We start from the raw sequence: 14,502 nt of genomic DNA, 5'->3' as shown, positions 1-14,502 counted from the left end.
TCGCCGGGCCATCGAGAACGCGGACGCGTCGTGAGTCGGCGCTCCGAAGTCCGTTTCGCGAGGAACACTCAGTCGTACTCGACCGCTCTGTTCCCCCGTTCGTGTGGGCCCCGGTCACCGGACAGCAGAGCCAGCACCTCGTCCCGTGCCGTCAGGATGTCGGTGCTGGTGGTGTCCACCCGCAGCTCGGGCTCCACCGGCTCCTGGTACTCGGCGTCGTAGCCGGTGAGTCCGGAGAGCTCTCCGGCGGCCGCGCGTCCGTAGAGCCCCTTCGGGTCACGACGCATGCACTCGGTGAGCGGAGTCGCCACGTGGATCTCGAAGTACGGACACCCCGCGGCCTCGTGCTGGCGACGCACCGCCGAACGCGCGGCCGAGTACGGGGCGATCACGGGCACGAGCACCGTGACACCGTGCGCGGCCAGCAACTGGGCGACGAAACCGGTGCGTCGGACGTGCTCGTTGCGGTCGGCCATGCTGAACCCGAGATCCGCGGAGAGGTTAGTCCGCAGGCGATCCCCGTCGAGCACCTCCACGCGCGCGCCCCGACGGAACAGCTCCTCCGCCGTCACCTCAGCGATCGTGGACTTGCCCGACCCCGGCAGACCGGTCAGCCAGAGCGTGGCCCCCGCGAGCTCCATCGCCTGTCCCTTCCCGTCGAACGGCACTGAGCCGGAAGCCATGATGTGATCGCCTCGAAAGCCCCGGCCAGCACGTGCGGTGTCCACCACCCTACAGAGCAGCGACACTTCTGTTCATCCTTTCGCGGGAATTAGGCCATACCCGAGGCACGAAGGGGAACTCCCCTCCGTCACCGGTGTTTCCCCGGCATCTTGCTAGGGTGTCTTGCTCGATTTCGAGTTCCCTTCCCGATATCGTCAGCGACTGGAGAAGCGATGAGCACCGGCGCCCCCACACGGGTCTACCTCCACGTCGGTTCCCCCAAGACCGGAACGACGTATCTGCAGGAGATTCTCTGGAACAACCGGACCGACCTGCGGCACTCGGGGGTGCTCTACCCGGGGAAACGTCCCGACTCGCACTTCCACGCCGCCATGGACCTGCAGGAAAAGCAGTTCCAGCACGACTGGTTCGACGAGAACGTTCCGCGGGCATGGAACGCTCTCGTCGAGGAGGCCGCGGCCTGGCCCGGAACCGTGGTCATTTCCCACGAGCTGTTCTGCACGGCCACCCCGGAACAGGTCGAACGTGCCATGCGGGATCTCTCCTTCGCCGAGGTTCATCTGGTGTGCACGGCACGGGATCTGTTACGGCAGCTGCCCGCCGTGTGGCAGGAGGACGTCAAAAATCGACACACACTCACATTCGAGGATTTCGTCTCCGGGATCCGGGGGACGGCTTCCGAGACGAACCCGCTCAGTGAGCTTTTCTGGCCCCGGCAGGACACCCCGGCGATCCTGTCCCGGTGGGCCGCGCGCCTTCCTCCCGAGCGAGTCCACGTCGTGACCGTCCCCCCGAAGGGGAACGACCCGGACACGGTCTGGTACCGGTTCGCCGAACTGATCGGTGTCGACCCGCAGGCGTTCGACACCCGGGTCAGCAGACCGAACCGTTCACTCGGGGTCGCCGAGACCGAGGTACTCCGCCGACTGAACCAGCGACTGGAGGGACGCGTCAGCTGGGGACGCCACGACGAACTGGTCAAGTCCCGCATCGCCGCCGACCTGCTCGGCAGCAGGAAACCACGCACCCCCATCGAGGTTCCGGAGCAACACCGCCAGTGGCTGGACGAGCAGGCCGAACGGATCATCGCCGAACTCGGTGGGAGCGACTACCACGTCGTCGGTGACCTGGCCGAACTTCGTCCAGCCACGGAAACGGCCGCATCCGGGTCCCATCCCGACCACGCCGATCCGGAGGAGACCACCGAGGTGGCGGTCGAAATACTCGCCGAGCTGGTGTACGACCCGCCGCGGAGCGAACCGGCTCCTCCGCCGCCTCAGCCGCAGCAACCCGCCCCGGTCGGCGTCCGGCGGAGCCTGGTCCACCTGTGCGAGCAGCATCCGCTGTCGCGGGCTGCCCTGACGCTGTACCGTCGCGCCAAGAGATCACTGCTGCGGGCCCGGGGACGGTGACGACCGTCTCCGGATCGGCCCGTTGTCCTCCGTAGGCACCGGGCGGCCTCGCGCGGCGACTCCGGGGGATCCCGTGGCCTCCGGGATGCCGTTTACGAGGTCACCTCGGCTCCGTTCGTACGGAAGGCCGCGTGTCTGCGGAACCACCGGGCCACTCCGTTCCCGAACCCCTGCTCGCCGGAGCCAGCAGCGTCGCCGTCGGGTCCGGTTCACGTCCCAACACCGCGATGTCCTCCGGGGTTCCCCCGGTGCCGTGCGGCAACAGCAGCACCGGAGCCCGCGGATCTCCCTCGGCGTAGCGGCGGCGCGGTGGTGGTTCCACCGGCGTCACGAGACCGCCCCGCGCGGGTTGTTCTCGCTGGGAAGCTCCAGGTGGGGCAGCATCGCCTCGATCTGTTCCCGGTTCGGCTCCAGCCAGGGGGGCAGCTTGAGCGCCCGGCCCAGTTCGAGCAGGGGTTCGTCGGCGGTGAAGCCCGGCTCGTCGGTGGCGATCTCGAGGAGCGTTCCCCCCGGCTCGCGGAAGTAGACGGACCGGAAGTACTGGCGGTCGAGGATCGAGGTCACCGAAACCCCGTTCTCCGCCAGTTCGCTCCGCCAGGCGGCCTGGGTGGACTCGTCCGGGGCACGCCAGGCGACGTGATGCACGGTCCCGGAAGCCACCAGACCGCGTTCCGCCCCCGGACGCACGAGCACGTCCACGAGGCTTCCGGGCTCTCCCCGCGCCGCGGCGAAGCGCAGCCGGTTCCCCTCCTCGGAGAGGAGACTCAGCCCCATACCAGCCAGCATCTCCACGGTGGCCTCCGCGCTGTCGACCGAGAGCGTGACAGAGTGCAGACCACGTACCGCGTGTTCGGCGGGGACCACCCCGTTGTCCCACGGCCGCCTGGGGTCGGGTTGGGTGTGGGCCACGAGCGAGAGCACCAGACCGTCGGGATCACGGAACGTCAGCACCTCCTCGTTCTCCCGGGTCCGCGCCCGTTCCGTCCGCACCTCGGCTTCGTGCAGGTGACGTTGCCACCATCCGAGGGAGTGCTCCGGAACGGAGAAGGCCGTCGCCGTGGCCTGGCCGTTGCCGTGTTTGCCCGGTGGGGCCCCGTGGAACGGGAAGAAGGTCATCAGCGTACCGGGACGTCCCGCCTCGTCACCGTAGTAGAGGTGATAGGTACCGGGGTCGTCGAAGTTGACGGTGGTCTTGACCATCCGCAGTCCCAGCGTGCGCAGGTAGAAGTCCGCGTTGCGCTGCGGATCCCCCGCGATCGCCGTGACGTGGTGGAGTCCGCTGGTGGCAATGGTCATGTGTTCCTCCTCCCGCGGCGAATGCGGGTCAGGTGCGACCCTCACGCAGCGCACGAGCGACGGTGACGACCCGACGCGCCTGCACGGAGGCGGCCTGCCTCGTTTCGGTGTCGACCTTGAACTGTCCCTGGCCGTCCACGTGGGCGGTGCCGTAGGGATTGCCGTCGGCGAACTTCGACGCGTCCGTGTAGCCGGGGGTGACCAGGATCCCCCCGAAGTGGTGCACGCTGTTGTAGAGAGCCAGCAGGGTGGACTCCTGCCCACCGTGCTTGGTGGAGGTCGAGGTGAACCCGCTGTAGACCTTGTCCGCGAGTAGTCCCTGCTGCCACTGCGGCCCCAACGAGTCGATGAACTGCTTGAGCTGCGCCGCGACGTTTCCGTACCTGGTCGGGGTGCCGAAGACGACCGCGTCCGCCCACACCAGGTCCTCCGGGGTCGCCTCGGCGATCTGTCGGGTGGCTTCGAGGTTGGCCCTCCAGGCCGGGTTCGCGTCGATCGCGGCGTCGGGAGCGAGTTCGGCGACCCGGCGCAGCCGGACCTCGGCGCCGGCCGCCTCCGCCTCGGAGGTCAACGTGTTGGCGATCTCGGCGACGACCCCCGTCGCCGAGTAGTAGACGACCGCGAGCCTGACCGGTGCACTCATCCTGTTCACTCCTGGATTCGGGTTCCTGCTGCTTCCGGGACGAGACTACCAGAAAATATCTAGCTAGCAAGAAGTTTCTTAGGAAGAGTTAATGCGCTGGTAGTTAGACTCCGAGCAGGGAAGCAGACACGAGGCAGAAAGGCGGTCAGGTGGGAACCGAGGACATCGCCACCACACCCCCCCAACAGACCGACGAGGAGGCCGACGACGACGAGATCGTCACCTGGTGGGGGCTTGTGATCGAGGGCTATCACACCACCCAGGAAAGGCTCATGGCTGAGATCACCGAGCGGTTCGACCTCACACCGGGAGCCTTCGACATCCTCGTGAGACTGGTGCGTTCGCCGGACTACCGCATGCCCATGACCAAGCTGGCCAAGGAGGCGGCACTGAGCAGCGGGGGGTTCACCAAGGTCGCCGACCGACTCGTCGCGGCCGAACTCATCCGGCGGGAACCGTGTGAGACCGACCGACGGGTCACCTACGTCGTGCTGACCGACCACGGCCGCAGAACCGCAGAGGAGGCCAAACACGCCTGTGCCGAGATCCTGCGTCGCACCGTGCTGGCCCCCCTGGGGCCGGAGAACTCGGAACGACTCGCGGAGGCGATGCGCACCCTGCGGACGGCGAACGCCGAATAACGCCCCTTTCGGTCAGAGGCGACCGGGCGGCCACACACGAGACCGGCCCGACGAGGCGGAACATCGCGTCGCCGGGCCGGGTGGCACCGGAAGAGCCCCGGACGGGGAACGCGGGGCACCCTCCCGTCGGGGCTGTGGGAACTTCCTACCGGGCCCTCTCACACAGCGATTCCGGATCCGCGGAGGCCGCCTCTAACCTGGCCAGCCGTCGCTGGTACACCTCCGTGCGCACGGCCCAGACCAGACCGGCCATCCAGACCAAGCCGACCACCACGCTGACGAAGGCCGTCGCCCCCGTGGGAACCCCGACCACACCGAGCAGCACACGGGCGTTGGTGAACACGATCAGACCACCGGCTCCCACCCCCAGGACGCGGACCGGCAGTACCCGCACCAGCCACGCCGCCAGCGGAGCGGCCAGCACACCACCGACCAGCAAGCCGAGAATGACGGGCCACTTCCACGCCTGCCCACCGTTGTGCGCCAGGAAACCCGAGGTGGCACCGAGCGAGACGATCAGTTCGCTCGTGTTGACCGTGCCCACCGTGCGGCGCGGCAGAACCCGGCCCGTGCTCAACAACGTGGAGGTGGTCACCGGCCCCCAGCCGCCGCCCCCCACGGCGTCCACGAAACCCCCCACTCCCCCGAGCGGCACCAGCCAACGTCGCCCGGCGGGGGTGAGCCCGCCCCCGTGGACCGGACGCGACCACGCCGAGAACCGCACCACCACGTAGCTGCCCAGCACGAGCAGCAGCACGGCCATCCAGACCCGTGCGGAGCCGGTGGCCACTGAGGAGAGCGCCGTGGCCCCCAGGAACCCGCCGAGACCTCCGGGGATGGCCAGCCAACCGACCATCCGCCAGTCCACGTTCCGCATCCTCCAGTGGGAGGCCCCGGAGGCGACGGCGGTACCGATCTTGGCCAGGTGTACCGAGGCCGAAGCCATCACGGGCACGGTTCCCACGGCCAACAGGCCTGTGGTGGCCGTAACGCCGAATCCCATGCCCAGCGATCCGTCGACCAGTTGGGCGAGAAATCCGGCCACTGCCACGAGTAACAGAGTGGGCACCAATGCCTCCAGACCGTTCCCGCTCGCACTCCGCGAGCCCGAGCGGCTTTTACAACTAAGTTGATAAAAACGGTACACTTTCTGCCGAACCGGTCAAGGCGCTCCCACCACTCGGGAGAGCCTCGACCGCGGTTGTTCACCGCGACTCCCAGACCCCGCTCTCACTGGTCCGGGCCGCCACGTCCGGGGGAAGCTGTCCGGAGACGAGCTGGGCTATGGTGACATTCTCGAGCACTTCGCGCAGACTGCTGCGCACGGCGATCCACACCCACTGCAGGATGGCCACCGAGGGCTCGTAGCACACGTCCTCGGCGCGTGTGCCGTGCACACTGACGAGAGGTCCGTCGGTGGCCCTGATCACGTCGGCGATGGAGATGCTCGCGGGGTCCCGGTCCAGGACCCATCCACCGGCCTGGCCCCGTCGACTCGCCACGAATCCGGCCCGGCGCAGATCGCTGAGCACCGCCTGCAGAAAGTTACGGGGGATTCCCTGGGCGAGCGCCACGTCCTCGGCGCTGACCGGCCCGGTCTGCGCGCGGGCTATCTGGATCAGCGCGCGCAACGCGTAGTCCACCTTGGCCGAAATTCGCATGACCCGATTGTTCATCACCGCCGAGCCCTCGCGCCGCCAGCCCGTGAGCACCCCGCGGGAACGACTCGGGGCCACCCGCCCAGTGGACGGGTGGCCCCGAGGTGTCCTCCCCGGCGGGGATGGCCCCTTTCCGGCGGGAGATGCGGATCAGCCGGTCACCAGGTTCACCCCGTAGGCGTTCAGCGCCTCGTTCACCGGCTGGAAGTAGGTGGTTCCACCGTAGGTGCAGTTTCCGGACCCACCGGAGGTCATTCCCTGGGCCTGGTTCCCGGAGATGAACGAACCACCGGAGTCCCCCGGCTCGGCACACACGTCAGTGCGGGTCAGACCCCGGACGGTGCCGCTGGGGTAGCGCACGGTCTGGTTCTTGGCCTCGATGGTGCCGCAGTGCCAACCGGTGGTCTGCCCGGAACGGCACACCGAGGAGCCGACGGGAGCGGAGCGGGAACCGCGCACCGTGCGCACGGAGCCGTCGTAGGTGTCCACCCACGGCCGCAACGTGTCGTCCGAGCCCGTCCGCACGTAGGCGTAGTCGTTGCCGGGGAACGAGGAACCGGCGAAGGTTCCGCTCGGACTGCTGGTTCGGTCTCCCGGATCACCGCAGTGCCCGGCGGTGACGAAACCACCGGAAACCGCGAAACCGACCGAGCAGACGGTGGAACCGTTGATGGTGTAACGCTGCCCGCCGATCACGTCCGCGTAGGTACGGGGCCGTTCACCGGACTCGACCACCCGCACCCTGTCCGGTGAGACTCCCGTCGAACGTACGAACCGTTCGGCCCGCTCGGCCGTGCCGTGCTCCGTGGTCACCACCACGGAGTTGCTCGCGGAGTCCACGTACCACCCCGTCACCGAGCGCGGGGCACGCTGCGCGTGCCCGTCCAGCACCTTGCCGGCCCGGCGCAGCTCGGCACGGCTGTCGTCGACCAGTTCCGGTACCGCTCCGTGGGCGCGGACCTCGTCGAAACGGTCGGGATCTGTCACCGAGACGACGAGAGCCCCGCTCGCGGCGTCGTAGCGGAAACCGCCGAACCCGGAGCCCAACACGTCCTTGAGACGGTCGGCGGCCTGCCGGGCCGCGGCCTCGTCGGCGAGTCGTTGGCGTGCTTCGTCCCGGGTGAGTCCCAGGTCACGCTGCATGGCCTGCATCATGGTGGTCGCCCGTTCCGGGCCTTCACCCCGGGAATCGGCCACGGAGTTCGCCGTGGCCGGTGCCGTCATGGCGGTCAGGGTTCCGACCGCCAGTAACGCGGTCGCGGCCATCCGACCGGCTAATTTTCGTCGCATCCGTGTTCTCCTTAGCCACGAAACGGATCTGATTCGGTGGCCGAAGAGTTTCCGGAGAAAAGAGAACGACGACAATACTGCTTTTGCAGCAACGTTCGCAAAAGGAGTAGCACCGAGCGATCACCGTCCGTGCAGAAGCACGGACGAGAAGCGATGATCCGGATCGGAACAGAGGAAGCAGTCGACCGCTTTGCGTTGACAGGATCACCACGACTGATAGAGTTTTTTGCTTTCTCTTGGAAGAGAGAAGGAAAATGCCAGGTGAGAGGAGGTTACGTTCCCTCCCTCCCCCATCCGGACCGACCTCGACCCGGCGATGACGCAGAGTGTTCACAGCGAAGAGCGAAACGGGACACATGGAAAGCGAAACGCGAAAAACGGGAACGAAAAAGTATGTTCCAACCGGGAACCATCGCTTCCGCCTCCCCCTTTTCCCTTCCACTTGTCCGGACGGAACAGCGCTCTTACGGGTTGTCCACTACCAGAAAATCTTCTTCGATCTTTAACGCCGACGAAGCAATTCGATCTTTTCGAACCACGAAAAGTGGGGCCCCGTAGGGCCCCACTGACGTTCCGTGAACGAGGAGTCAGGAAAGCGGACGATCCGTCGGAGCGATCGGGGCCGGAAGGGTGTCCCGTCCCATCAGATAACGATCCACTCCCGCGGCCGCCGACCTTCCCTCGGAAATGGCCCAGACGATCAGGGACTGGCCACGTCCCATGTCACCGGCGCTGAACACACCGTCCACGCTGGTCATGAAGGAGGAGTCCCGTGCGACGTTGCCCCGGGCGTCGAGTTCGACCCCCAGCTCCTCGACCATTCCGGTCCGCTCGGGTCCCACGAACCCCATGGCCAGCAGCGCCAACTGGCACGGCAGTTCACGCTCGGTGCCCTCCACCGGGACGAACCCGCCGTTCTCCCGGCGGACCTCGACCAGACGCAGCGCGCGTACCCGTCCCCGCTCGTCGCCGAGGAACTCCTGCGTGTTCACCGAGAACAACCGCTGACCACCCTCCTCGTGGGCGGAGGAGACCCGGTAGAGCATCGGGTAGGTGGGCCAGGGCTGGTTGTCCGGCCTGCTGCTCGGCGGGGTCGGCATGATCTCCAGCTGGGTCACCGAGGCGGCTCCCTGGCGGTGGGCCGTACCGAGGCAGTCCGCACCGGTGTCCCCACCGCCGATGATGACCACGTGCTTACCGGCCGCGTCGATGGGGGCGCTCTCCAGATCACCCTCCCGCACCCGGTTGGCCTGCGGAAGGTACTCCATCGCCTGGTGCACCCCGTCGAGCTCCCTGCCCGGAACGGGCAGGTCTCTGGAGACCGTCGAGCCGCCCGCCAGCACCACGGCGTCGTGCTCGTCGCGCAACTGCTCGACGGTGAGGTCCACACCCACGTTCACACCGGTGCGGAACTCGGTCCCCTCGGCACGCATCTGTTCCAGCCTGCGGTTCAGCCGGAACTTCTCCATCTTGAACTCGGGAATACCGTAGCGCAGCAGGCCACCGATCCGGTCGGCCCGCTCGTAGACCACCACACGGTGCCCGGCGCGTGTGAGCTGCTGGGCGGCGGCGAGCCCCGCCGGTCCCGAGCCGACCACGGCCACGGTACGGCCGGTCGAGGAGGTGGGGGGCTGCGGAGGTACCCACCCCTCCTCCCAGGCACGATCGATGATCTCGATCTCCACCTGCTTGATGCTCACCGCGTCCGAGTTGATCCCCAGCACACAGGCAGCCTCGCAGGGAGCGGGGCACAGCGTGCCGGTGAACTCCGGAAAGTTGTTGGTGGCGTGCAACCGCTCCAGAGCGGCGTGCCAGTCCTCCCTCCAGACCAGGTCGTTCCACTCCGGAATGAGGTTGCCCAGCGGACACCCCTGGTGGCAGAAGGGAATCCCGCAGTCCATGCACCGCCCGGCCTGCTGCTGGAGGTGCTGGTGGGAGAACTCCTCGTAGACCTCCCGCCAGTCCTTGAGCCGAATGTCCACCGGCCGGCGCCGCGGCGTCTCGCGCGGCGTGGTCAGAAAGCCCTTCGGGTCAGCCATGAGCGGCCTCCATGATCGCCTCGTTGACGTCGCGGCCCTCGCGCTCGGCGTCGGCCTTGGCACTGAGCACGCGCTTGAAATCCTTCGGCATGACTTTGACGAAACGCCGCACGGCGCTCTCCCAGTCATCCAGCAACCGGCGTGCCACGGTGGAACCGGTCTCGTGGTGATGCCTCTCGAGCAACTCGGCGAGTTCCCGACGGTCCTGTTCACCGAGCGGATCCAGATCCACCATGTCCGGATTGACCCGTTCGGACCTCAGGTCGAGCACGTAGGCGATTCCTCCGGACATCCCGGCGGCGAAGTTGCGTCCCGTGGTCCCGAGCACGACCACCCGACCTCCGGTCATGTACTCGCAGCCGTGGTCACCCACTCCTTCCACGACCGCCGAGGCACCGGAGTTGCGCACGGCGAAACGCTCGCCGACGACACCACGGACGAACATCTCGCCCTGGGTCGCCCCGTAGAGCAGTACGTTCCCCGCGATCACGTTCTCCTCGGCGGAGAAGGCCGCCTCCTCCGGGGGACGCAGCACGATCCGCCCGCCGGACAGCCCCTTGCCGACGTAGTCGTTGGCGTCACCGGTCAACCGCAGGGTGATCCCGCGCGGCACGAAGGCACCGAACGACTGCCCCGCCGAGCCGGTGAAGGTGACGTCGATGGTGTCGTCGGCCAGCCCGGCACCACCCCACCTGCGGGTGAGTTCGTACCCGAGCATGGTGCCGACCGACCGGTTGACGTTGCGTACCGGCAACTCCAGGGTCAGCGGTGTTCCTTCCGTCAGCGCCCCCTCGCTGAGCTGGATCAGGGTGTTGTCCAGCGCCTTCTCCAGCCCGTGCTCCTGGCTGGAGGTACAGTGCCTGGCCTCTCCCGCGGCGACCTCGGGCACGTGCAGGATCGGGGACAGATCGATGCCCTCGGTCTTCCAGTGTCGACAGGCGGGGTCGGTGTCCAGTACCTCGGTGTGGCCGACCGCCTCCTCGACGGAGCGGAAGCCCAGCGCGGCCAGGTGCTCCCGGACCTCCTGGGCGACGAACTCGAAGAACCGGACGATGTACTCGGCACGCCCGTCGAACTTCGCCCGCAGCTCGGGGTTCTGCGTGGCGACCCCCACCGGGCAGGTGTCCAGGTGGCACACCCGCATCATGACGCATCCGGAGACCACCAGCGGAGCGGTCGCGAACCCGAACTCCTCGGCTCCCAACAGGGCGGCGATGACCACGTCACGCCCGGTCTTGAGCTGACCGTCGGTCTGCACCACGATCCGGTCCCTGAGTCCGTTGGCCAGCAGTGTCTGCTGGGTCTCGGCCAAGCCGAGCTCCCAGGGGGCCCCGGCGTGTTTGATCGAGGACAGCGGCGAGGCTCCGGTACCACCGTCGTGCCCGGAAACGAGCACCACGTCGGCGTGCGCCTTGCTCACTCCGGCCGCGACCGTGCCCACCCCGACCTCGGAGACCAGCTTGACGTGCACCCGGGCCCGCGGGTTGGCGTTCTTGAGGTCGTAGATCAGCTGGGCGATGTCCTCGATGGAGTAGATGTCGTGGTGCGGCGGGGGCGAGATCAGCCCGACTCCGGGGGTGGAGTGGCGCGTGTCGGCGATCCACGGGTAGACCTTGTGGCCGGGCAGCTGACCGCCCTCACCCGGCTTGGCTCCCTGGGCGATCTTGATCTGGATGTCGTCGGCGTTGACCAGGTACTCGCTGGTCACACCGAAACGCCCACTGGCGGCCTGCTTGATGGCCGAACGGCGCCAGTCGCCGTTGGGGTCCACCGTGAACCTGTCGGCGTCCTCTCCGCCCTCACCGGTGTTCGACTTGCCTCCGAGACGGTTCATCGCGATCGCGAGCACCTCGTGCATCTCCTTGGAGATGGAACCGTAGGAGATGCCGCCGGTGGCGAACCGTTTCACGATCTCCGAGACGGGCTCGACCTCGTCGATGTCCACCGGTTCGCGTACGCCCTCTTTGAACCGCAGCAGCCCACGCAGCGTCATCAGCCGCTCGGACTGCTCGTCGACGTGGTTGGTGTACTCCTTGAAGACGTCGTACTGCCCGCTGCGCGTGGAGTGCTGCAGCTTGAACACCGTGTGCGGGTTGAACAGGTGGGGATCGCCCTCGCGTCGCCACTGGTACTCCCCGCCCACGTCCAGTTCCCTGTGGTGGGCCTTGAGCCCGTGTTCGGGGAAGGTCCTGCGGTGCCGCTGGGCGATCTCGTCGGCGAGGGTGTCGAAGTCGAGCCCACCCAACCGGGAGGTGGTGCCCGCGAAGCACCGCTCGACGATCTCCTCGCCGAGGCCGATCGCCTCGAAGATCTGTGCCCCGGTGTAGGAGGACACGGTGGAGACACCGATCTTCGACATGGTCTTGCGCAGCCCCTTGCCGAGCGCCTTGATCAGGTTCTCGGTGGCCTTCTTTCCATCCACCTCGGACAGTTCGCCGCGTCCGGCCAGATCCTCCACGCTGGCCATGGCCAGGTACGGGTTGACCGCCGCTGCTCCGTACCCGATCAGCAGGGCCACGTGGTGCACCTCGCGCACGTCACCCGCCTCGACGACGAGCCCCACCTGGGTCCGGGTCTTCTCCCGGATGAGGTGGTGATGCACCGCCCCCGTCAACAGCAATGAGGGAATCGCCGCGTACTCGGCGTCGGCCCCGCGGTCGGAGAGCACGATGATCCGCGCCCCCGAGGCCACGGCCTCGGAGACCTCGCGGCAGATCTCGTCGAGCCGTTCCCGCAGCGCCTGGCCGCCCCCCGCGGCGCGGTAGACCATGTGCACGGTCACCGACTGCAGGTCGGGACGGTCCCCGTCGTCGTTGATGTGGACGAGCTTGGCCAGTTCGTCGTTGTCCAGTACCGGGAAGGGCAGCACGAGCTGGTGACAGGCGGCGGGGTCGGTCTCCAGCAGGTTGTGCTCGGGACCGACGTGGGTGCTCAGCGAGGTCACCAGCTCCTCGCGGATGGCGTCCAGCGCCGGATTCGTCACCTGGGCGAACAGCTGCGTGAAGTAGTCGAACAACTGGCGCGGACGCTCGGACAACGGCGCGAGCGGAACGTCGTTACCCATGGAGCCGACCGGCTCGGCACCGCCGACGGCCATCGGCTTGAGCAGCTTGTCGACTTCCTCCTGGGTGTAGCCGAACAGCTGCTGGCGCTGCACCAGCGAGGAGTGCGTGGGCACCTCCCGGGAACGCCGCGGCAGGTCCTCGAGGTACACCATTCCTTCGTCGAGCCACTGGCGGTAGGGGTACTGGGAGGCCAGCTCGCTCTTCACCTCGTCGTCGGGAACCACCCGTGCCTGCTCGGTGTCGACGAGGAACATCCTGCCCGGCTGCAACCTTCCCTTGCGGGCGATCCGTTCCGGTGCGATGTCCAGTACACCGGTTTCACTGGCCAGCACGACCATGTTGTCGTGCGTGATCCAGTAGCGTCCCGGACGCAGCCCGTTGCGGTCGAGTACCGCACCGACCCGTGCGCCGTCGGTGAAGGTGACCAGCGCCGGCCCGTCCCACGGCTCCATGAGGTTGTTGTGGAACTCGTAGAAGGCACGGCGTTGCGGATCCATCTCCGCGTGGTTCTCCCACGCCTCCGGGATCATCATGAGCACCGCGTGCGGCAGGGAGCGTCCACCGAGGTGCAGCAGTTCGAGCACCTCGTCGAAGGTGGCCGAATCACTGGCGTCCGGGGTGGCTATCGGATAGAGCCTGGACAGATCCCCCGGGATCAGGTCGGTGTCGAGCATGCTCTCGCGGGTCCGCATCCAGTTCCGGTTCCCGCGCATGGTGTTGATCTCACCGTTGTGCGCGATGTACCGGTACGGATGTGCCAGCGGCCACGAGGGGAAGGTGTTGGTGGAGAACCGCGAGTGCACCAGTCCGATCGCGCTGGTGAACCGCTCGTCGGTCAGATCCATGAAGAAGGCGTCGAGCTGCGCCTCGGTCAGCATCCCCTTGTAGACGAGAGTGCGCGCCGACAGGCTGGGGAAATAGACGTCGACACTGTGCTCGGCCCGCTTGCGCAGGCAGAAGGCGCGGCGTTCCAGCCGCATCACGGGGTCCTGCCCGTCGGTGCCGGCGCTCGACCGCTCGGCGACGAACAGTTGGCGAAAGCGCGGCATCACACTCCGCGCCAGCGAGCCCGCGCAGCTCGGCTCGACCGGCAGTTCCCTCCACCCGAGAACACGCAGCCCCTCCTCCGTGGCGAGACGCTCGATCTCGGCCACGGCGCGTTCGCACTCGACCTCGTCGTCGGGAAGAAAAGCGTTGCCGACCGCGTAGGAACCGGCGGCGGGCAGCTCGAAGGGGACCACCTCACGCAGGAAGGCGTCCGGAACCTGCGTCAGGATTCCCACACCGTCACCGGTGTCCGGATCCGCGCCTTTGGCGCCCCGGTGTTCCAGGTTACGCAGGGCCTGCAGCGCGTTACGTACGATGGCGTGGTCCTTGCGGCCGCTCATGTCGGCGACGAGCGCCACACCGCACGCATCGTGATCGTTGGCAGGGTCGTAGAGCCCCGCACCGTCGGCGCCCCGTTGCGCACGACCTCTCGCATTCTGGGAAACCGGCATTCGGATCCTCCCGTCCTCAGGCAACGATCCCAACCGCGTGGACACGACAGAGTGAGACCGTAGAAACCTCTCCGGAGCTGACAAGAAGGATGCGCCGTTGCACTCTTGGTCAGTTCGCGAAACTATACAGATCGCCGCCGCGCTCGACTACGTGTAAGTAACACGCGTTACACTCGCGCGTCGTTTTCCCACGAAGTGGGAACTCGTGGCGGTGTACGGCAGTCCGGGCCCGACCGGTCGGACGCCACCGGTCCGAGAGCTCGTTCGTCGAGTGC

General features: G+C 67.4%; 11 protein-coding genes. 2 read left to right on the top strand and 9 right to left on the bottom strand.

Features of this window, described 5'->3' with window-relative positions; genetic code table 11:
* Positions 1–68: 68 nt before the first annotated feature.
* A complete protein-coding gene (gene cysC / locus ACTMO_RS20755) occupies positions 69–683 on the bottom strand; it encodes an adenylyl-sulfate kinase (protein WP_051099054.1) in 615 nt (204 codons plus the stop codon).
* A 213-nt stretch (positions 684–896) separates the two neighbouring features.
* Here cysC and ACTMO_RS20750 point away from each other — a divergent pair, with 213 nt between their 5' ends.
* Complete coding sequence (locus tag ACTMO_RS20750) at positions 897–2,096, top strand: hypothetical protein (protein WP_019854244.1); 1,200 nt, start codon at positions 897–899, stop codon at positions 2,094–2,096.
* 100 nt (positions 2,097–2,196) lie between these two features.
* Here the strand turns inward: ACTMO_RS20750 and ACTMO_RS0108430 are convergent, their stop codons facing one another.
* Genes ACTMO_RS0108430 through wrbA form a run of 3 tightly spaced genes read right to left on the bottom strand, consistent with a single transcriptional unit; the run spans position 2,197 to position 4,035 of the window.
* The gene (locus ACTMO_RS0108430) at positions 2,197–2,418 is read right to left on the bottom strand and encodes an alpha/beta hydrolase (RefSeq protein ID WP_211212928.1); all 222 of its coding nucleotides are present in this window, start codon (positions 2,416–2,418) and stop codon (positions 2,197–2,199) included.
* A 5-nt stretch (positions 2,419–2,423) separates the two neighbouring features.
* Positions 2,424–3,392, bottom strand: coding sequence for a ring-cleaving dioxygenase (locus ACTMO_RS0108425; protein WP_019854243.1), 969 nt, complete (start codon positions 3,390–3,392; stop codon positions 2,424–2,426).
* 28 nt (positions 3,393–3,420) lie between these two features.
* The gene (gene wrbA, locus ACTMO_RS0108420) at positions 3,421–4,035 is read right to left on the bottom strand and encodes an NAD(P)H:quinone oxidoreductase (RefSeq protein ID WP_019854242.1); all 615 of its coding nucleotides are present in this window, start codon (positions 4,033–4,035) and stop codon (positions 3,421–3,423) included.
* Positions 4,036–4,184: 149 nt separating this feature from the next.
* Here wrbA and ACTMO_RS0108415 point away from each other — a divergent pair, with 149 nt between their 5' ends.
* On the top strand, positions 4,185–4,676 hold the full coding sequence (locus ACTMO_RS0108415; protein WP_019854241.1) for a MarR family winged helix-turn-helix transcriptional regulator: 492 nt from the start codon (positions 4,185–4,187) through the stop codon (positions 4,674–4,676).
* A gap of 145 nt (positions 4,677–4,821) precedes the next feature.
* Here the strand turns inward: ACTMO_RS0108415 and ACTMO_RS0108410 are convergent, their stop codons facing one another.
* The 5 genes from ACTMO_RS0108410 to gltB all read right to left on the bottom strand — a co-directional run bounded on the left by ACTMO_RS0108410 (position 4,822) and on the right by gltB (position 14,227).
* On the bottom strand, positions 4,822–5,745 hold the full coding sequence (locus tag ACTMO_RS0108410; protein ID WP_051099051.1) for a sulfite exporter TauE/SafE family protein: 924 nt from the start codon (positions 5,743–5,745) through the stop codon (positions 4,822–4,824).
* 136 nt (positions 5,746–5,881) lie between these two features.
* Positions 5,882–6,337 (bottom strand): RrF2 family transcriptional regulator, encoded by a 456-nt coding sequence (locus ACTMO_RS0108405; RefSeq protein WP_026449003.1) that lies wholly within the window; start codon positions 6,335–6,337, stop codon positions 5,882–5,884.
* A 147-nt stretch (positions 6,338–6,484) separates the two neighbouring features.
* On the bottom strand, positions 6,485–7,624 hold the full coding sequence (locus tag ACTMO_RS0108400; RefSeq protein ID WP_026449002.1) for a S1 family peptidase: 1,140 nt from the start codon (positions 7,622–7,624) through the stop codon (positions 6,485–6,487).
* 587 nt (positions 7,625–8,211) lie between these two features.
* Positions 8,212–9,663, bottom strand: coding sequence for a glutamate synthase subunit beta (locus ACTMO_RS0108395; protein WP_026449001.1), 1,452 nt, complete (start codon positions 9,661–9,663; stop codon positions 8,212–8,214).
* The gene (gltB, locus tag ACTMO_RS0108390; protein WP_019854236.1) at positions 9,656–14,227 is read right to left on the bottom strand and encodes a glutamate synthase large subunit; all 4,572 of its coding nucleotides are present in this window, start codon (positions 14,225–14,227) and stop codon (positions 9,656–9,658) included. The genes ACTMO_RS0108395 and gltB overlap by 8 nt, the downstream gene beginning before the upstream one ends.
* Positions 14,228–14,502: the final 275 nt, after the last annotated feature.

Source organism: Actinopolyspora mortivallis DSM 44261 (assembly GCF_000384035.1).
GTDB lineage: Bacteria > Actinomycetota > Actinomycetes > Mycobacteriales > Pseudonocardiaceae > Actinopolyspora > Actinopolyspora mortivallis.
The sequence above is the reverse complement of the archived record's forward strand: the minus strand, read 5'-3'. Positions and strand labels throughout refer to the sequence as shown.